The sequence below is a fragment of the Goodfellowiella coeruleoviolacea genome (assembly GCF_024171785.1).
Classification (GTDB): Bacteria; Actinomycetota; Actinomycetes; order Mycobacteriales; family Pseudonocardiaceae; genus Goodfellowiella; species Goodfellowiella coeruleoviolacea.
The window spans coordinates 172,217-190,252 of the sequence record NZ_JAMTCK010000005.1; the positions used below are offsets into that span (position 1 = coordinate 172,217).

The 18,036-nt window shown below is 72.2% G+C and carries 17 protein-coding genes; 8 read left to right on the top strand and 9 right to left on the bottom strand.

The annotated features are described in order from the left end of the window. Positions 1–27: 27 nt before the first annotated feature. Positions 28–900: an anti-sigma factor family protein gene (locus LX83_RS12285; RefSeq protein WP_253770533.1), complete on the bottom strand. Its 873-nt coding sequence runs from the start codon at positions 898–900 to the stop codon at positions 28–30. Then, positions 897–1,496, bottom strand: coding sequence for an RNA polymerase sigma factor SigE (sigE, locus tag LX83_RS12290; protein ID WP_253770535.1), 600 nt, complete (start codon positions 1,494–1,496; stop codon positions 897–899). Before sigE ends, LX83_RS12285 begins: the two co-directional genes overlap by 4 nt. A 498-nt stretch (positions 1,497–1,994) precedes the next feature. Between sigE and LX83_RS12295 the strand changes: the two genes are divergently transcribed. Together LX83_RS12295 and LX83_RS12300 are read left to right on the top strand one after the other, a co-directional pair. Next, on the top strand, positions 1,995–2,648 hold the full coding sequence (locus tag LX83_RS12295; protein ID WP_253770537.1) for an O-methyltransferase: 654 nt from the start codon (positions 1,995–1,997) through the stop codon (positions 2,646–2,648). Between the two features lie 72 nt (positions 2,649–2,720). Next, on the top strand, positions 2,721–3,143 hold the full coding sequence (locus tag LX83_RS12300; protein ID WP_253770539.1) for a permease: 423 nt from the start codon (positions 2,721–2,723) through the stop codon (positions 3,141–3,143). Positions 3,144–3,151: 8 nt separating this feature from the next. Here LX83_RS12300 and LX83_RS12305 read toward each other — a convergent pair whose 3' ends face one another. The 4 genes from LX83_RS12305 to glgC form a co-directional block, all read right to left on the bottom strand. Further along, positions 3,152–4,288: a methyltransferase domain-containing protein gene (locus tag LX83_RS12305; protein WP_253770541.1), complete on the bottom strand. Its 1,137-nt coding sequence runs from the start codon at positions 4,286–4,288 to the stop codon at positions 3,152–3,154. Further along, a complete protein-coding gene (tgmB, locus tag LX83_RS12310) occupies positions 4,285–5,250 on the bottom strand; it encodes an ATP-grasp ribosomal peptide maturase (protein WP_301328110.1) in 966 nt (321 codons plus the stop codon). Before tgmB ends, LX83_RS12305 begins: the two co-directional genes overlap by 4 nt. 21 nt (positions 5,251–5,271) lie before the next feature. Further along, on the bottom strand, positions 5,272–5,553 hold the full coding sequence (gene tgmA, locus LX83_RS12315; protein WP_253770545.1) for a putative ATP-grasp-modified RiPP: 282 nt from the start codon (positions 5,551–5,553) through the stop codon (positions 5,272–5,274). Positions 5,554–5,746: 193 nt separating this feature from the next. Further along, positions 5,747–6,964, bottom strand: a complete 1,218-nt coding sequence (glgC, locus tag LX83_RS12320) for a glucose-1-phosphate adenylyltransferase (protein WP_253770547.1) — start codon at positions 6,962–6,964, stop codon at positions 5,747–5,749. Between the two features lie 136 nt (positions 6,965–7,100). Here glgC and glgA point away from each other — a divergent pair, with 136 nt between their 5' ends. Both glgA and LX83_RS12330 read left to right on the top strand, forming a co-directional pair. Further along, positions 7,101–8,270 (top strand): glycogen synthase, encoded by a 1,170-nt coding sequence (gene glgA, locus LX83_RS12325; protein ID WP_253770549.1) that lies wholly within the window; start codon positions 7,101–7,103, stop codon positions 8,268–8,270. A 441-nt stretch (positions 8,271–8,711) separates the two neighbouring features. Further along, entirely contained in the window at positions 8,712–10,232 is a 1,521-nt protein-coding gene (locus LX83_RS12330) for a hypothetical protein (protein WP_253770551.1), read from the top strand. 24 nt (positions 10,233–10,256) lie between these two features. On the opposite strand, the gene LX83_RS12335 is transcribed toward LX83_RS12330, so the two are convergent. Beyond that, positions 10,257–11,621, bottom strand: coding sequence for an MFS transporter (locus LX83_RS12335; protein WP_253771134.1), 1,365 nt, complete (start codon positions 11,619–11,621; stop codon positions 10,257–10,259). A gap of 184 nt (positions 11,622–11,805) precedes the next feature. Between LX83_RS12335 and LX83_RS12340 the strand changes: the two genes are divergently transcribed. Both LX83_RS12340 and LX83_RS12345 read left to right on the top strand, forming a co-directional pair. Beyond that, positions 11,806–12,708, top strand: coding sequence for a LysR family transcriptional regulator (locus tag LX83_RS12340; protein ID WP_253770552.1), 903 nt, complete (start codon positions 11,806–11,808; stop codon positions 12,706–12,708). Between the two features lie 98 nt (positions 12,709–12,806). Beyond that, positions 12,807–14,270, top strand: a complete 1,464-nt coding sequence (locus LX83_RS12345; RefSeq protein WP_253770554.1) for a S1 family peptidase — start codon at positions 12,807–12,809, stop codon at positions 14,268–14,270. A 36-nt stretch (positions 14,271–14,306) separates the two neighbouring features. Here LX83_RS12345 and LX83_RS12350 read toward each other — a convergent pair whose 3' ends face one another. Then, entirely contained in the window at positions 14,307–14,801 is a 495-nt protein-coding gene (locus LX83_RS12350) for a MarR family winged helix-turn-helix transcriptional regulator (RefSeq protein WP_253770556.1), read from the bottom strand. A gap of 138 nt (positions 14,802–14,939) precedes the next feature. Between LX83_RS12350 and LX83_RS12355 the strand changes: the two genes are divergently transcribed. Both LX83_RS12355 and LX83_RS12360 read left to right on the top strand, forming a co-directional pair. Continuing rightward, positions 14,940–15,494 carry a carboxymuconolactone decarboxylase family protein gene (locus LX83_RS12355; protein WP_253771136.1) on the top strand — a complete coding sequence of 185 codons (555 nt, stop codon included), beginning with the start codon at positions 14,940–14,942 and terminating at the stop codon, positions 15,492–15,494. A gap of 225 nt (positions 15,495–15,719) precedes the next feature. Continuing rightward, complete coding sequence (locus tag LX83_RS12360) at positions 15,720–15,917, top strand: hypothetical protein (protein ID WP_253770557.1); 198 nt, start codon at positions 15,720–15,722, stop codon at positions 15,915–15,917. A 426-nt stretch (positions 15,918–16,343) separates the two neighbouring features. Here LX83_RS12360 and LX83_RS12365 read toward each other — a convergent pair whose 3' ends face one another. Beyond that, positions 16,344–17,861 carry a leucyl aminopeptidase gene (locus LX83_RS12365; RefSeq protein ID WP_253770559.1) on the bottom strand — a complete coding sequence of 506 codons (1,518 nt, stop codon included), beginning with the start codon at positions 17,859–17,861 and terminating at the stop codon, positions 16,344–16,346. Between the last annotated feature and the right edge of the window lie 175 nt (positions 17,862–18,036).

Consider the following 18,036-nt stretch of genomic DNA (forward strand, 5'->3'; position numbering starts at 1 on the left):
CCCGGGGCCGGGAGCGGCGCGGCGTGCTCAGCGGGCCAGCACCGAGGCCGCTGTGCCGCTGGTGGCCGCCCCGACCAGCTCACCAGCCCGCTCGACGGCCGACTCGGCCGGAATCGGGCTGGTCGTGGTGACCGTGGTCACGGCAGCGGCCGGGTTGACCGCGTTCGGCGTGTCGTAGGGCCGCACCCCGGGAAAGCCCTGGCTGTCCTGGCCGCCGCCGGCCGCCGGCGCGTTGACCTGGGTGACCGGCGCGTTGGCCACCAGCGGTGGCGTGCTGGGGCGCTGGCCGGAGTCGGTGTCGGCGACGGTGTTGCCGTCCTGCGGCAGCGCCAGGGCGAGGGCGCCAAGCACCAGCCCGGACACCACCACGCTCGCGCCGTGCCGGCCCCGCCGGCCGCGCCGGTGGCCGAGGATGGCCGAGGACGTGCCCAGCGGCTCGGAGTCGCCGAGCAGGCGACCGGAGCCGAAACCCCGCCCCACGCCGAAGCCGCGGCCGGAACCGAACCGCCGCGAGTCACCGCCCCGCGAGTCGTCTCCACCGTGTCCACCGTGCGGGTCAGCGCCGCGGCCGGCACCGCCCCTCGGCGTGCGCACGATCGCCACGAACTGCCCGTCCTCGGTCACGGCCAGGCCGTCCGGGGCGGTGGGCAGGTCCACGTCCTGGGGGATGGACCGCAGCGCGGCCAGCAGACTGGCCGGCACGGATGGCGTCTGCGCCGACCGCACCGCGGCCCGCGCCTGACGCTGCGAGGAAGCCTCGGCAGCGCAGAACGGGCACTTGGCGATGTGCGCTGACGCGCGCTCGTGCGCGGTCGGGGACAGCTCGCCGTCCACGAACGCCACCAGCGCGTCTGGCAGCAGGTGCTGCTCCGGCAGACTCCACCCGCGCGCCTGGGTCATGCGGAATCCTCCCGCGAAAGCTCCCGGCGGCGCTCCAGCGCCGCCCTCAGGGCCTGCCGGCCCCGGTGGATCCTGCTTCTCACGGTACCGAGCTTGACGCCGAGGGTGGCACCGATCTCCTCGTAGGACAGCCCCTCGACGTCGCAGAGCACCACGGCGGCGCGGAACTCCGGCGGCAGCTCGTCCAGGGCGGCCTGCAGATCGGGGTCCAGGTGGGTCTCCGAGTAGACCTGCTCCGGACTCGGGTCGTCACCGGCCAGGCGGTCGGTGTCCTCGGGCAGGCCCTCCATGCGCAGCCGGGACCGGCGGCGGGCCATGTCGAGGAAGAGGTTCGTGGTGATCCGGTGCAGCCAGCCCTCGAAGGTCCCCGGCTTGTAGGAGGCCAGCGAGCGGAAGACCCGGATGAAGGTCTCCTGGGTCAGGTCCTCGGCGTCGTGCTGGTTGCCGGTGAGGCGGTAGGCGAGCCGGTACACCCGGTCCGCATGCTCACGCACGACTTCGTCCCAGGACGGCGGGGTCCACTCGGCCGTCTCGATGGGCGCGACGGTCGTGGCGGTGGCGGCGCTGGTGGCCGGTGACGTCGACTGCGTTCGCATGGGGCGGGTCGGCACCTCCTGCGGGCGGGAACGCCCTTGTTGCATCTTCAACGCGGGTGGGTTCCCGGTTGTTCCCAGACTCAATCCCGTCGAGCGACCACCGTGACGACGGCCACGTTGTCCTCGGTCACCCGACCGGTGAACATCACTGTGCCGGGCCGCCTTATGCGCACGGTGAGAGCTGACTGAGAGCAACCTGAGAAAACCCAGGCTCTCGCCCGGCTCCGCCAGCCGCGCTGGCACACCAGGCTCTCGCCCGGCTTCGCCAGCCGCGCTGTCACATCAGGCTCTCGCCCGGCTTCGCCAGGCGATCCGCGTTCGCTCACGCTCAGCCACACCAGGCTCTCGCCCGGCTTCGCCAGGCGCGCTGTCACATCAGGCTCTCGCCTGGCTTCGCCAGGCGATCCGCGTTCGCTCACGCTCACGCACTGTCGCCTGGGGCTGACTTCACGTCAGGTTCATCTCGATTCCGGGTCAGCGGCGCTAACCTGCAAGCTTGTGACATCGGAACCGTCCACCGCCACCTCTGCCGCGCTCACCGACTACGTCGAGCGCTATCCCTCAGAGGACGAGGTGACGGCCGCGGCCAGGGCGAGGGGCCTGGAACTGGGGTGCGTGCCGATCGGCCCGTCCGGTGGTGCCGCACTGCGCCTGCTGGCCGCGGCGGTGCAGGCCAGGGCCGTGGTGGAGGTGGGCACCGGCGCGGGCGTGAGCGGGCTGTACCTGCTCGGCGGCATGGCCGCGGACGGCGTGCTGACCTCGATCGATGTCGAGCCGGAGCACCAGCGGGCCGCCCGCAGGGCGTTCGCCGAGGCGGCCGTGCCGGTCAGCCGCACCCGGTTGATCATGGGGCACGCCCTGGACGTGCTGCCCCGGCTCACCGACAGCGGCTACGACCTGGTGTTCGTCGACGCGCTCAAGAGCGAGTACCCCAAGTACCTGGAGCAGGGGATCCGGCTGCTGCGCCCCGGCGGGGTGATCGCCTTCGACAACGCGCTGTGGAAGGGCCGGGTGGTCGACCCGGGCAACCGCACCCCGGAGACCACGGCCATCCGCGAGGTCGCCAAGGCGGTGCGCGAGGACGACCGGCTGGTCTCGGTCTTACTCCCGGTCGGCGACGGACTCCTGGTCGCGGCCAAGAAGCGCGCCTAGGCAGACCGGGGGCAGCACTCCCGGGTCGCGATTTCACCCTTCTGAGGAGGGAATGGTTCACCCGCCCGAGGAGTGAACAAGCCGATACCCTGTCGTTATGTCTCACCGGACGATCTTGAGGCCCGCGTCGCCGCCCTGGAGATCCAGGTCCGCGAACTGACCGAGGAGGTCCGCACAGGCCGGCAGGACACGGCCGCCGCCAGGGTGCTCGCCGGCGGAGCCGACCGCGACGTGGCGCAGATCCGCGAGGAGATCCGCGACCTCCGCCAGGCCACCACGGCCAGCTTCAACGCCATGCGCGAGGACCTGACCGAACTCCGCCACCGGGTTGACCGCCTTGAGGTGCTGGTTGACCGCCTCGCGGACAAGGTCGACCGGGGTTTCGCCGAGATGCGCGGCAAGTTCGACGCCTTGGCAGCCGGGCAGCAGCAGATCGTGGGGCTGTTGAACACGCTGATCGCGCAGCAGGGTGGCCAGCCCGACGCGCAGCGGTAGCACGGTTCCTAAGTCAGTTCAGCGACCACCTGTTGTGGCGTGTCCAGCCACAGCAGGTGGTTTCCGTTCGGCCGGACGGTCAGGCCGTAGCGGTCGATGTCCGGGCGGCCGCGGCTGGTCCAGTCGGTGACCAGGCCGGTGAACTCGGCCCACACGTCGGCGGGACCGCCACTGGTCACGGTGACCCGGCCGGCACCGGTCGGGACGGCCCTGGCCCAGGAGTGCCTGGTCGGGTCGTAGAGGTGCACCGGTGAGTCGGGCACACCCCACAGCACGTGGTGGCCCAGGGCCGGGTAGCGCAGCGCGCGCAGGAATGCCACGGCCGGGTTGGCGAACACGCCGGCCGGCAGGGCCACGTCCTGGCGTTGGCCGCCCGCGCCCCGGGCGGCGTCGGCCACCTCGCGCGGCAGCGGCCGGTGTTCGCCGCTGCTCGGGCCGCGCAGGCTCATGAACCCGGCTGACCCGATGAACCGGCCGCACCCGCCGCCGGTCGCGGTCACGGTGAGCACGGCGATGCCGAACGACACGTTGACCACGACCACCCCGCCGACGCGCACCTGGGCCAGCCAGGCCGGTGGCACCCGGGTGACCCCGCAGGTGGCGATGAGCCGGTCGTAGGGCGCGTGCGCGGGCACGCCGGCGGCACCGTCCGCGCACACCACGGTGGGCGCGTAGCCGGCCAGGGCCAGTGCGGCGCTGGCGGTGTCGGCCAGGTCGGCGTCCACCTCCACGGTGGTGACCGCGGTGCTGCCGAGCGCGTGGCTGAGCAGGGCGGCGTTGTACCCGGTGCCGGTGCCGATCTCCAGCACGGTCTGGCCGGGCTGGGCGGCGAGGGCCTCCAGCATGGTGGCCATCAGCGACGGGGTGGTGGACGAACTGGTGGCGGTGGCCCCGGTGAACTGGGTGATCAGGGTCGCGTCCGAGTAGACCGCGGCCAGCGCCCCGGCCCGCCCGCGCGGATCGGCCAGGTCGTGGTGGACGTAGCGGCCGATTCGGTCGGGCACGGCGAAGCGGCTGACGAACAACTCCCTCGGCACCGCGCGGAACGCCGTTGTCCAGCGCGGCGTGGTCAGGCACCCGCTGGCGACCAGTTCGGTGACCAGCCGGCCCCGCAGGGCCGCGGCGTGCTCGACACCGGTGGTCACGAGCTGGCCTCGCCGGTGAGGCAGTCGGCCAGCGCGTGCGTGACCTCGTCCTGGATCGGCGTGAGCCAGGCCCACTGGCCGTTCGGGTTGAGGTCACCCAGGAAGGTCCACTCGCCGTCGGGGGTGACGATCCAGTCCGACGAGGAGTAGACCAGCCCGAGGACGGCCATCATCCGGCGCAGGCCGGCCGCCACCGCGTCGGGCACGGTGATCGGCCGGTAGCTGAGCCGGTCGTGGTCGGCCCGCCAGTCCACTGTGGAGTCTGGCGGTTGGTCGATGCGGGTGGCGAACAGCCGCCCGTCGATTGCGACCACCCGCACCGAGTAGGCGCAGGGCACCCGGGCCTGGAACAGGTGGGCGGTGCGCGCCACGTCGTCGGTGATGTCCTCGGCGCGCACCGTGGTGGCGTACAGGGCGACGAACTCGCCGTTCTCCGTGCGCGGCCCGGCGGTGAGCGGCTTGTAGATCACCCCGGTGCCGGCGTGGTCGCGACAGAAGTCCCTGGCCCGTTCCGGCGAGTTGGTGACCAGGGTCGCCGGAACGGTGAGGCCGCTGGCCGCGGCCACGGCGAGTTGCCGTGGCCGCTGGTCGGCCGAGGCGTTGGCGTGCGGGTGGTTGACCCAGCGCACGTCCAGTGCGCTGAGCAGACCGCCGAAGCCGGCAGCGGCTTCGGCGGCGGCCCATTTCGCCTCGGTCGCGGTCATCCGCTCGTGCACCGCGAATCCAGTGGGTTTCCGGTACCACACGGCACTGATCTCCGCAAGGGAGACCACCCGGTGCGGAGTGCGCAGTTCTCCTGCCCATTCCCGACTGTCTGAATCGATCCGCGCCGTCTCCACCATGCATTCCGGAAAATCGGCGAGGTCGAACCTGACCACCGGAACACCCCGGCGATACAACTCGACAATGACCAAATCGGCCGTCGGATCACCCATGCGGGTTATCACCAGAACGGACGCCATAACGAATTCCAGTCTCCTGGCTCAGTCGGAGGCGTCCTGGTCGGTCACCCAGCGGTGGTCGTAACGGCTGTCGGTTGGCGTGTACGGACCGGTGGGATCGGTGCCCCGCACGGTGTCCGCGAGCGGCGTGCCGTCCGCGGTGCGGGTGATCTGCAGTTCGGGGTCGTAGACCAGGCCATCCACGAGTTCGTGCGCGGTCACCACGCTGACCTGGGTCAGACCCCACGGTCGCACCCCCGGCCCGCTGGGCACGTCCTGGCTGCGATCGCTGGCATCGGCTGGCGGAAAGACGACGGGAACCATCGTGTGCTGAGTTATTGGCACAGTCTCTTCCTTTTTATGCACTCAGTGGTGCACTGACCGCGTTATCGTGCCAACTCCTAACTCTCCGCGCAAGAACCATTACGCACAGCACCCACATCCCGGGAGAACCGGATATGCGTGTTCCGCCGACTCGACCGGATGACCGGAGTTCACGGGCGTGCCGGGCGGGCCGCTATTCCGCGTGCGCGCCCTTGCCCAGCACCACCACACCGCCGCTGCTGACCGTGTAGCGCTCCCGGTCGGCCGCGCTGTCCACACCGATCCGCGCGCCGTCGGCGACCACCACGTTCTTGTCCAGGATGGCCCGGCGCACCACCGCGCCCTTGCCGATGCGCACCCCGGGCAGCAGCACGCTGCCCGCCACCGAGGCGCCCGCCTCCACCACCACGTCCGCGCTGACCACCGACTCGCGCACGGTGCAGCCGGAGATGATCGACCCCGGCCCCACCATCGAGTCGACCGCGCTGCCGCCGGCGATGAACTTGGCCGGTGGCAGCGGCGGCGTGGCCGTGCGGATCGGCCACTCCTGGTTGTAGAGGTTGAAGACCGGGTGCACCGACACCAGGTCCATGTGCGCGTCGTAGTAGGCGTCCAGAGTGCCCACGTCCCGCCAGTAGCCCCGGTCCCGCTCGGTCTCGCCGGGCACCTCGTTGTCGGCGAAGTCGTACACGGCGGCCTCGCCCCGGTCGACCAGCATGGGGATGATGTTGCCGCCCATGTCGTGCTCGGAGTTCGGGTTGGCCGCGTCCGCGTGCAGCGCGTCCAGCAGCGCCTCGGTGGTGAACACGTAGTTGCCCATGGACGCGAAGGTGACGTCGGGATCGTCCGGCACGTGCGGCGGTTCGGCCGGCTTCTCCAGGAACCGGGTGATCTGGCCGGACTCGGTGGAGTCGATGCAGCCGAACGCCTTGGCCTCGGTGCGCGGCACCCGGATGCCGGCCACGGTCACGGCCGCACCGGATTCCTGGTGCGCCGCCACCATCTGCGCCGGGTCCATCCGGTACACGTGGTCGGCGCCGAACACCACGATGTGGTCCGGCCGCTCGTCGTGGACCAGGTTCAGCGACTGGAAGATCGCGTCCGCGCTGCCCGTGTACCACCGGGGGCCGAGCCGCTGCTGCGCCGGCACCGGGGTGATGTACTGGCCGAGCACACTGGACAGTCGCCAGGTGGTGGAGATGTGCCGGTCCAGTGAGTGCGACTTGTACTGGGTGAGCACGCACAGTCGGTGGAACCCGGCGTTCACCAGGTTTGACAGCACGAAGTCGACCAGACGGTAGTTGCCCCCAAACGGCACGGCCGGTTTTGCCCGGTCGGCGGTCAGGGGCCACAGCCGCTTGCCTTCCCCGCCCGCAAGCACGATCCCGAGGACGCGAGGCTGCCCCTTCACGAACTCGACCCTATCCGCGCGGACCCGAACCGGCCACCGTCACAGGCCCTGAGCACCATCGTTTGACACAGCGTTCACCCGACCGCCGCATGAGCGAACACGCCAACCCCGTGCGGTGCCGCTAAATTCGATGTCCGTGCGCATTGGTCTGCTGACACGGGAGTACCCGCCGGAGATCTACGGCGGCGCCGGAGTGCACGTCGAGTTCCTGGTGCCCCGGTTGCGGGAACTGGTCGACGTGGACGTGCACTGCTTCGGCGGCGTTCGCGCCGACGCCCACTCGCACGTGCCCGCGCCCGGCCTTGCGGGGGCCAACGCCGCGCTGAGCACGCTGTCGGTGGACCTGGACATGGCCGCCGCCGTGACCGCGGTGGACCTGGTCCACTCGCACACCTGGTACGCGAACATGGCCGGGCACCTGGCCAAGCTGCTGCACGACGTGCCGCACGTGGTGACCGCGCACTCGCTGGAGCCGCGCCGACCGTGGAAGGCCGAACAGCTGGGCGGCGGCTACCGGATCTCCTCGTGGGTGGAGCGCACCGCGATCGAGGCGGCCGACGCGGTGATCGCGGTCAGCGCGGGCATGCGCGCGGACGTGTTGGACTGCTACCCGAACCTGGACCCGGACCGGGTGCACGTGGTGCGCAACGGCATCGACACCTCGGCCTACCACCCGGTGACCGAGACCGACGCGCTGCTGCGGTTCGGCATCGACCCGGACCGGCCGATCGTGGCGTTCGTCGGCCGGATCACCCGGCAGAAGGGCGTGGCCCACCTGGTGGCCGCCGCCCACCACATCGACCGCGCCGCACAGGTCGTGCTGTGCGCGGGCGCACCGGACACGCCGGAGATCGCCGAGGAGATCACCGCGGCCGTGGCCGACCTGGCCGCGGCCCGGCCCGGGGTGTTCTGGATCCAGCAGATGCTGCAGCCCGCCGAGGTGCGGCAGATCCTCAGTCACGCCACGGTGTTCGTCTGCCCGTCGGTGTACGAGCCGCTGGGCATCGTGAACCTGGAGGCCATGGCGTGCGGCACCGCCGTGGTCGCCTCGGACGTGGGCGGCATCCCCGAGGTGGTCGAGGCCGGCCGCACCGGCCTGCTGGTGCACTTCGACGAGCACGACGTGCTGACCTACCAGCGTGAGCTGGCCGACGCGGTGAACGAACTGCTGGCCGCGCCGGAACGGGCGGCGGTCATGGGCGCGGCCGGGCGGGCGCGGGCCGAGCGGGAGTTCTCCTGGGCGAGCGTGGCCGAGCAGACGGTTGCGGTCTACCGGCGGGTGCTGCACGCGGGCCCGACCGGTTGAGCTGGTTGGTTGGGCCATCTGGTTGGTGCGGGTCGGAGTCGGCGCGGGCCGATCCGGTGGGCTGAGTCGGTGGGCTGAGCCGACTGGTTGAGCCATCTCGTCGGGGTGGCGGATCGGCTGGGTGGGCCTGCCGGTCGGGCGGTGAGGTGCTTCGGCACCGGTTGTTTGTCAAGCGATCGCGCGGGTTGTGGACAACCGGCCAGCCGCGAAAGGGGCCGCGAACCTGAGTTGTCCACAGGGCGCGATCCCGTGCTGTTCCAACACCCCTGGCGCGATTAGGCTGGCGCTGGGGCAGCCCCCCGGAGAGGGTGGGGGTGTGTTTACCAGGGGTGTTTGGTCGGTGACGCAGCTCACAATCACGGACAGGCAACCACAGTAACGCCCTGCCGCCTACTTAGTAGGTAGCGGGCATCCGCGCTGAGCGCTTACTGGGGAGGCACTGTGCCGCTGAAGGTGGCGGACAACGCCGGCTCGCACCCAACCGGGGTTTCGCGGGCCGTCCTGCTCCGGCCATTGGTCGCGCTGGTCGTCGTGGTCGTGTCCGCCGCGGCGCTGGGCGCCTGCGCCGCGGCCAAGAGCGAGCCTCCGGCGGAGCTGACCATCGACGGCCGCCAGATCGTGGACGCGGCGCAGGTGCAGACCGCCGGCGAGCAGGCCATGCAGGCCACGCTGAACTTCGGGTACGTGGCCAAGGCCGGTGACGAGCCGGTGCGCTGCTGGTTCGCCCGGGTGAACCTGGAGTCCGAAGTGGACAGTCGGTTGTGGTGCGGGCCGGTGCAGGTGCCGGGCAGCCCACCGGCGGTGGACTGGGTGCCGGTGCCGATGAAGTCGGTGGAGCACAACGACGTCGCCGTGCGCGTGGAGGCACAGACACCCCAGGTGCCCGCCGTTGGCAACCGGAGCACGCCGGTGGGCCAACTGGTGCGCGCTGACGGGTCCAAGCACAACCCGGCCAGCCCCCAGGGCGAACTCAGTGCCGGCAGCGACTTCCTCGCCGTGCTGCCCGACGACGGCCACCGGAGCAACGCCGACATCGGCCTGGCCGAGGCGTCCGGCATCCGCATCCGCGACGACCTGCTGTCGGTCCGCGCCACCGGCTGGGGCAAGCCGGACTCGTTCCGGCTTGAGGACGGCAGCACCCTGCGCGCCGAGCCCGGCCTGCAACTGCACGTGCTGCGCCTCCACGTGGAGCGGCTGTTCAACATCGACCCCGCTTTCCAGCAGGGGCCGTGGGCGGGCTGGGGGCCGCAGCAGTCCACCCTGTCACTGGACCTGCCCGGCCGGCGCCAGGAGGTGCCGGCCGACCGGCTGCCGGACAACGGGGACGTGTTCCTGATCTACACCGTGCCCACCGACACCTCGACCAACGCCGGGGCCGGCGCCCCCAACGGCAAGTCCGGCGCCACCGGGGAGGGCCTGGTGCTCAACACCGTGGGCGTCAACTCGCTGGAACAGCGGATCGCCGTGCCGTCCGGCGAACACGCCGCCAGCGACCCGAACTCGCTGCGCCGCGCGGCGGGTCCGCCCACCGCGCCGCAGCTGTCCCAGCAGATCACGGTCGGCGAGCACGCGGCCATGCTGCACGTCACCTCGGTCAAGTTCGGCCGGCAGCGGCCGGTGAAGTCGAGTGCCGGCGACTACTCCCTGGCCACCGCGACCGACCCGAACCGCGCGCTGCTGGAGATCGGCCTGCAGGCCCAGGGCGACGACCTGCCGGTCACCCCGGCCGGTCTGCTCACCAAGGACCGGATCAGCGTGTGGCTGCCCGACCAGTCCGAGGCCCGCCAGGTGGGGGTGCGCTACGACGGGGCGCTGTTCCCGGTGGCCGTGGTGGTGGAGGTGCCGGCGGACGTCACCACCGTCACGGTCGGGTTGACCGCGGGCGCGGTGAACCTCACCAGCAGCGGCCGGATCACGCTCAACCCGGTCGGCCAGCCCATGCCGGTGGTGCTGAACTTCTGACCGGGCGGGGGCCGCCGGCCGCGCTCAGGACGCCGCGCTCACCGGGGGCATGGCCGACCCCGTGCCCGTCCGGGCCGCGAACACCCGGGCGAGCAGCACGGACACCGCGGCGAGCAGCAGCCAGGACCCGGACGCGACGACCAGCCCCGGCCAGGCCCAGTGGCCGTAGGCGGCGCTGCCGGCCGTGCCACCGATGCTGCTGCCCACGTAGTACAGGCACATGTACAGCCCGGACGCCTGTCCCTTGGCGTGCGCCGGGGCGCGCGCCCCGACCCAGCCGCTGGCCACCGCGTGCGCGGCGAAGAAGCCACCGGTGCACAGCACCACGCCCAGCACCACGGTGGGCAGCAGGTCGGGCAGGGTGATCAGCACCCCCAGCACGGCCACGCCCAGCCCGGCCAGCAGCACCCGCACCCGGCCCACCCGACCGGCCAGCCGGCCGGCGTAGGCCGAACACACGCCGCCGACCGTGTAGGCGAGCACCACCAGGGACGCCAGTGACGCGGGCAGCGACAGCGGCGGGCTGGTCAGCCGGAAGCCGATCACGTTGTACAGCGCGACGAACGCGCCCATGGCCAGTGCGCCCACGGCGTACTGGGTGAGCAGCACCGGGTCGGCCACGGCGGCGCGCAGACCGGCCAGCACGCCCGGCCGGCCCCGGTCTGTCCCGCCGGCACCACCGGCACGACCAACACCACCGGCACGACCAACACCGCCGGCACGACCGGCACCACCGGCGGGGGCGGCACCACCGGCGGGGGCGGCACCACCGGCGGGAGCGGCACCTCCGGCGGAGGCGGCGTGGTTGACACCGGCGGCAGCGCCTGTCCGGCTCGCGCTGCCGGCCCGAGCGGTCCTGTGGTGCGCGGTCGGCGGAAGCTGCCAGATGACCACGGCCGCGCACGCGCAGCCGAACACCCCGACCAGCGCCAGTGAACCGGGCCAGCCCAGCCAGTCGCTGGTGAACCCGGCGAGCAGCCGGCCGGACATGCCGCCGACGCTGTTGCCGGCCACGAACGCGCCGATGGCCGCGCCGGCCCCGGCCGAACCGACCTCCTCGGCCAGGTAGGCCATGCCGACCGCGGGCATGCCGGCGATGGCCACGCCCTGCACCACGCGCAGCGCCACCAGCGCGGGAAACGACGGGGCCAGCGGCAGCAGCACCCCGATGAGCGCGGCCAGGACCACGGAGCAGAACAGCACCGGTCGCCGGCCGGTGAACTCGGACAGCACCGCGACGGGCAGCACGGCGACGGCCAGCGCGCCGGTGGCCGCGCTCACCGCGAGCGAGGCGCTGGCCGGGTCGAGGCCGTAGCTCGCGGCCAGGTGGGGCAGCACTGACTGCGGTGCGTAGAGCAGGGCGAACACGGTCAGCCCGGCGGCGCACATGGCCACGGTGACCCGGCGCAGCCGGCGCGCGTCCGAGGGGCGGTCGCGATCCGCGTTCTCGCTGGTGGTGCCGGTGCTGCTGAGGGACACACCAGTCACGCTAAGCCTGGCTAACTAATGCGTCCAATACAGTTCTGTGCGATAACTCATCCACTGGTGAATGAAAGAACGGGCTGGTGCTTCCATGGCCGGTGAACAGGCCGACGAACTGGCCGCGGCCCTCGCGCCCCGCCTCGCCCTGCTGCGCGCGCTCGCCACCGAACAGCACCTCACCCGGGTCGCCGACCAGCTGGGCGTGCCCCAGCCCACGGTCAGCCGCTGGCTGGCCGCGATCAGCGAGCAGCTCGGCGCGCCCGTGGTGGTCCGCTCCGGTCGGGGCATCCGGCTGACCCGGGCGGGAGAGCTGCTGGCCGAGGCGGCAGCCGGGTCACTGGGGGCGTTGACCGCCGGCTGCCGGCGCGCCGTGCAGGAGGCGCACCCCGAGCGGGGACAGGTGGTGCTCGGGTTCCTGCACATGCTGGGCCGCTCACTCGTGCCGGAACTGGTGCGCGGGTTCCGCGCCCGTCACCCCGGGGTGCGTTTCGGCCTGGTGCAGGCGGCCCGGCAGGAGGTGCTGGCGCGGCTCGCGGCCGGCCGGGTGGACCTGGCCTTTGTCGCCCCGCTGCCGGTGGACCAGCCGGAGTTCGGCTACCGGCGGGTCAGCGAGCAGGAGCTGCTGGTGAACATGCCGGAGTCGCACCGGTTCGCCGGCCGGCGCCGGGTGCGCCTGGCCGAGCTGGCCGACGAGGAGTTCATCGGCATGGAGCACGGCACGGGCCTGCGCCAGATCACCGACGAGCTGTGCGCGGACGCCGGTTTCACGCCGCGGATGGCCTTCGAGGGCCAGGAGACGGAGACGGTGCGGGCACTGGTCGCGGCCGGTCTGGGCGTGGCACTGCTGCCACCGGCCGAGACCGGACCGCCGCCCGGCGTGGTGGAGCTGCCGGTGACCCCGAGGGCGAGCCGCACCATCGGACTGGTGTGGGTGGCGGATCAGCCGGTGGCGCCAGCCGTGGCCGCCTTTCGCGAATTCACCCTAATGAAGTAAGACCTGAGCGCGGTCTGTTACGTGTAGTAGGAGACCATTCCCCGCTCTTACCTCTGACGGGTGAACATTGCCCGCCAACATCCACGAAGGGAGTTTGCGTGACAGCGAGCAAACGCGGTGCCCGATTATCCCTGGCCCTGGTCCTGGCGCTGGCCACCGCCCTCACCCCGGTGGCCAGCGCCACGGCGGCGCCCGCCGAGTCCAGCCCGCTCGACCCGGCCGCGGTCGGCGCGTCCGTGCGCTACCTGGTCAGCACCTACGGGGTGACCGAGCAGGAGGCGCTGCGCCGGCTGCGGCTCCAGCGCGACGCCGCCGCCCTGGACGCCCAACTGCGCCAGGAGGCTGCCGGCCAGTACGGCGGCATGTGGCTGGACCAGGACAACGGCGGCGTGCTGGTGGTGGCGACCACCTCGGGGGACACCACGATCGCGCCCCGGCTGGACCGGATGGCCGACCGCGCCCACATCACCACTCGCCCGGTCCAGCACTCGCTGGCCGAGCTGACCGCCACCAGGGACCAGATCGCCGGCCGCGTGGCCGCCGGCCCGGACGGGATCTACCTGCCCGAGGTCAGCGAGACCGAGAACCGCGTCGTGGTCTGGGAACGCTCCTGGCTGGCGAGCACGCGCACGGCCGTGGCCAGCATCGCCGACGACACCACCAGGTCGGTCGCCACCATCCGCCCCCTGGCCGAGCCAAAACCCTTGGCGGACAACGAATCCGCCACCACCGCCGCGGTCAGCGCCGGCGTGGACGTGGGTTTCTGCCACCCGCTCTACTGCACCGGCCACGGCCCCATGCGCGGTGGGCTGCGCCTGGACATGAAGCGCGATGACGGCACCTGGGGTGGTTGCACCAGCGGTTTCAACCTGCGCTCGACCGGCGGCGGTTTTCCCGGCCAGGCCTGGGTGTTGACCGCCGGGCACTGCATGAAGACCAAGACCAACAACACGCCCACCCAGCACAACGGCGTGGACGTGCTGAAACAGCACGGCATCGAGAAGGCCGCCTACCCCTACGACTACGCCGCACTGCCCTATGTGGACAGTTCGGCGGCCGAGACCTGGCTGGGCCAGCGGGACAAGCACAACCTGGTGCTCACCTACTGCCCCAAGGGTGCCGCGGAACCCACGTGCGGTGGCAAGCAGTCCTCGGTCGACCAGTCGATCACCGGGGTGAGCGCGCTGGCCGACGTCAAGGCCGGCTGGGTGGTGTGCGCGAGCGGGTCCGGTTCCTCCGCCGCCTACTACCCGGACTCGGTGGACAGCGGGGCGGGCGACGGCTACCAGCTGGGCGTGCACTGCGGCCAGGTGCTGTCCACCGACGTGGGCATCAACACCAACGTCTGCGCGCGGGCGGGTGACAGTGGTGGGCCGCTGTTCAGCCAGGTCAACCAGACCGCGCTCGGCATCCTCAACGGCGGCCAGCAGTCGCGCACCGGTCCGTGCGCACCCGGGGAGCTGAACAACTACGCGCCGATCGACACCGTCCTCACCGATCTGAGCGAGCGCGTGGCCAGCCAGGGCTCCACCTTCGCGGTCATCACCACGCCCAACGGCTGATCACCCGGGTCTCGTCGCCCCCCGAGGCGTTGCCGCTCAGGTGCCGAACCAGCCGGCCACGTCCAGCCGGAAGTGGTCGGCTGGCACCGCGGTGCGCAGCGCGTCCTCCAGGTCCCGCAGCCGTTGCACGCCGAGGGTGTCGGCCCAGCGCGCCCGCAGGTCCTCGAAGATCGCGGCCGACCGGCGCAGCGCGTCCACGCCCAACGGGGTGAGCCGGACCAGCTTGCGCCGCGCGTCGGCCGCGTCGTCCACGCGCTCGACGTAGCCGAGCCCCACCAGCCGGTCCACGGTCTTGCCGGCGGCCTGCTTGGACACGCCCAGGCGCCGGCCCAGTTCGCTGGCGGTCACCCCGGTGCGGCCGATGGCCTGCATGGCGAACCCGTGGGCGGGCCGCATGTCCGGGTGGCCCTGCCTAACCAGTTCGGCGTGCAGCTGGTCGATGAGCGCGCGAAATCCCGCGAACAGCAACAGCGGCAGCTCGAACCCGTAGGCGTCGCGCTGCCCGTCCCGGGCGCCCGCCAGCTCAGCCATTGCCCGAACCACGCGGGGATCGACCGTTGCCAAAATCGACAACCTGGTTTACCTTCTGATCGTCAACCACGTTGACGAGTTTAGTGCTCGTCCGCCTCGTCCACCCCCGCCAGGCAGAGGAAACCCATGACCGAGACCCTGTTCGTCGACCACACCGTCGAGTCCGCCCCACCGGCCGCGCGCCGGAGCATGGAGCTGACCGTCAAGCGCCTCGGCTACCTGCCCGCGGCAGTGGCCCGGCTGGCCACCTCACCCCACCTGCTCGACGGCTTCCTCAAGATCAGCGGCCTGTTCGAGACCAGCACGCTGGACCCGCTCGCCCGCGAAGTCCTCGTCCTGACCATCGCCACCCGCAACCGCTGCCACGTCTGCGTTGCCATGCACACCGCCACCCTGACCCGGCTGGGCGCCGATCCCGACCTCATCACCGCGCTGCGCACCGGCAAACCCCTTGCCGACCAACGACTTGAGGCGATCCGACTGTTTACTGTGGACGTTCTGGCCACCGCGGGAGCGGTCTCCCCCGAGTCGATGCGGGCGTTCCTGGCGCACGGCTACACCCCGCAGCACGCCCTCGAAGTGGTGCTGGGCATCGGCGCCTACACCATGTCGACCCTGGCCAACCGGATGATCGAGGCGCCACTGGACCCGGCGCTGGAGCCGTTCGCCTGGACCGCGGCGGATTCCGCCTGACCTCGCCACTGACCGGGTCCAATCAGGCAGTGTTCGGGTGAACTTCGAACAAAGGTCGGCCCCGCCCCCTGCCCCACACCGCCGCGTCGCGCGAATCTTTCCGTGGCGACGCAGTGCGGCGACACCGGTGCCGGTGCCGGCGCCGGTGGGAACGGCGGTGACTCGATGGGAAACCTGCCCCTGACAGCGACGAGAACCTCACCCCGGACAACACGAGAACGTCCCATGCCCTACGACTGGTGGGTGTCCGCGCACGACTCGGTCACCCACGCGTTCCCGATCTTCCGCGACGCCAGTGCCGAGTTCCACCAGGCCGCGTGCGCGCACGCGGTGCCCCCGGAACTGCTGGTTCGGGAACGTGGCGCCGACTACTGCCTGAGCTGCCTGACCATCGCCGGCAGCCACCTCCGGGAAACGCCGTAGCCCGCTCCACCGGCCGGCGCTTCCGGCCCGGCGACCGGGTTCTCCCCGCCCGGTCGCCGGGCCACTGAACCAGTTGCGGGTCGCCGGCGCCCGGGGCCGGTGCGGGTTGCCGGCGCGCGGGGCCGGTGCGGGCCCGTATAGCACAACCTGAGACCACCAGCCCGAGCTTCACCCGATCGAGTACGCGGTTGTCCACAGCCCGCCGAGTTGTGCACAGTGGACAGCCGAGGGGGTGTTTTCGCAGGTGGGGGGCGGTAGACTGGCCTAGGGCCGCCCCCGGGAGGGTGGGGGATGGGCACCCCCACGCGGACAGCGTTCACCCCACCGGTTTCCGCCACCGGGCCAGCGCCACACGCGACTGGCCGACGGCGAGCACCGACGAGCACCGCCGAGCACACCTGACGGGCGCTCCCCGCGTGCGGGCCGTCAGCGCGCGTACGAGGCGACCAGTTCGACCAGGGTGCGGGCGGCGAATCCGGTGGCGCCCGGCGTCACCTCGTCGTAGGGCTGCTCGGCCCGGGCGGGGCCGGCGATGTCCAGGTGCGCCCAGGGCAGGCCGGCGGTGAACTCGCGGAGGAACAGCGCGGCGGTGATGCCACCCGGACCCGGCGGGCACTGCCGCAGGTCGGCGATCTCGCTGCGCACGGCCTCGGCGTGCTCGTCGAGCAGGGGCATGCGCCACCACCGCTCGCCCACGGCCGCGCCGGCGGCGGCGACGCGGCCGGCCAACTCGTCCGAGCTGGCGAACAGGCCGCCGGTGCGCAGGCCGAGGCCGACCTTCATGGCACCGGTCAGCGTGGCCACGTCCACCAGCACGTCCGCCTTGAGCTGGCGGGTGGCGTAGGCCAGCGCGTCGGCCAGCACCATCCGTCCCTCCGCGTCGGTGTTGGTCACCTCGGTGGTCTGCCCGCCGTAGTGGCGCACCACGTCCCCGGGGCGGAAGGCCGAGCCGGACACGTGGTTCTCGGCGCACGGCACCAGGCCGGTCACCCGCACCGGCAGCCTGAGTTCGGCCACGGCGCGCAGCGCGGCGATCACGGCGGCGCCACCGGACATGTCCGTGCGCATCAGGTGCATGCCGTCGGCCGGCTTGATCGAGATGCCGCCGGTGTCAAAGGTGATGCCCTTGCCGACCAGCACCAGGTGCGGGGCTTTCGCGCTGCCCCGGGGCCGCCAGGTCAGCTCCAGCAGCCGGGGCGGCCGCGCCGAGCCGCCACCGACCGCGAGCACGCCGCCGAAGCCCTGTTCGGCCAGCCAGGTCTCGTCGCGCACGGTCACGGCCAGGCCGGCGGTCCGGCCGGCCACCTCGGCGCCGGTGCTGGCCAGCCAGTCCGGGTCCTTGACGTTCGACGGGGTGTTGGCCAGGTCCCTGGCCAGTCCGGTGGCCCTTGCCCAGCTGGCGGCCTGTCGCACGGCCGTGTCCACCTGGGCTGGATCGGTTCCGTCGCCGGTCACCAGGTGCAGGGTGCGCAGTCGGGGCGGGCGGGCCTTGCCGGTGACCGCGTACCGGTAGTCGCCCAGCATGGCGCCCAGCACCAGCCCGGTCACCTGGTCGGCGGTCAGGCCGGCGGGCAGCAGCACCTGGGCGGCCCTGGCCGCGCTCCGGCCGGCCCGCTGGTCGGCCTCGGCGCGCGCGTCGAACGCCCTGACCAGGGCGGCTGCCGCGGCCCGCCAGTCGGCCGGCTCGCCAGCGCCGACGCCAACCACCCAGTGCCGGGTGCCGGGCACCGGGTAGGTCTCGCCGGTCTTGCCGGTCACCTCGTCAGCGATCGGAAGCTGCGCGGGCAGCCGGTCCGCGCCCGGGCCGAGGCTGGCCCGGCCGGCCCCGTCCGCGGACCGCTCGCCGGGCTGGGCCGCCACGACCAGCGGCACGCCCCGTCGCGGTGCTGACGCCACCTCGACGTCCGGGAGCTGGCTCGGCACGGTCGGCACTGGGGTGCGCACTGGCGGTGACCTCCTTGGCTGCTGCCCTGGTGTGCTCCGGCGCGAACACAATGGTGCGGCCGAAGGGGTTGCGCGACACTGACAAATGGCGCTGGGTTTGCCGTCGCGGCCGACCCGCCCGGGATATCCACAACGGACAGTCGGGGATTTCGGGTGGTGGCGTGAACGGTTGGTC

What these genes read in the sequence shown, in the direction of transcription:
- sigE (WP_253770535.1), bottom strand. Translation starts at nt 1,496, where the DNA reads ATGCGAACGCAGTCGACGTCACCGGCCACCAGCGCCGCCACCGCCACG.
- tgmB (WP_301328110.1), bottom strand. Translation starts at nt 5,250, where the DNA reads ATGGCGTCCGTTCTGGTGATAACCCGCATGGGTGATCCGACGGCCGAT.
- LX83_RS12285 (WP_253770533.1), bottom strand. Translation starts at nt 900, where the DNA reads ATGACCCAGGCGCGCGGGTGGAGTCTGCCGGAGCAGCACCTGCTGCCA.
- LX83_RS12340 (WP_253770552.1), top strand. Translation starts at nt 11,806, where the DNA reads ATGGCCGGTGAACAGGCCGACGAACTGGCCGCGGCCCTCGCGCCCCGC.
- LX83_RS12335 (WP_253771134.1), bottom strand. Translation starts at nt 11,621, where the DNA reads ATGTGCGCCGCCGGGCTGACCGTGTTCGCCCTGCTCTACGCACCGCAG.
- LX83_RS12360 (WP_253770557.1), top strand. Translation starts at nt 15,720, where the DNA reads ATGCCCTACGACTGGTGGGTGTCCGCGCACGACTCGGTCACCCACGCG.
- LX83_RS12350 (WP_253770556.1), bottom strand. Translation starts at nt 14,801, where the DNA reads ATGGCTGAGCTGGCGGGCGCCCGGGACGGGCAGCGCGACGCCTACGGG.
- tgmA (WP_253770545.1), bottom strand. Translation starts at nt 5,553, where the DNA reads ATGGTTCCCGTCGTCTTTCCGCCAGCCGATGCCAGCGATCGCAGCCAG.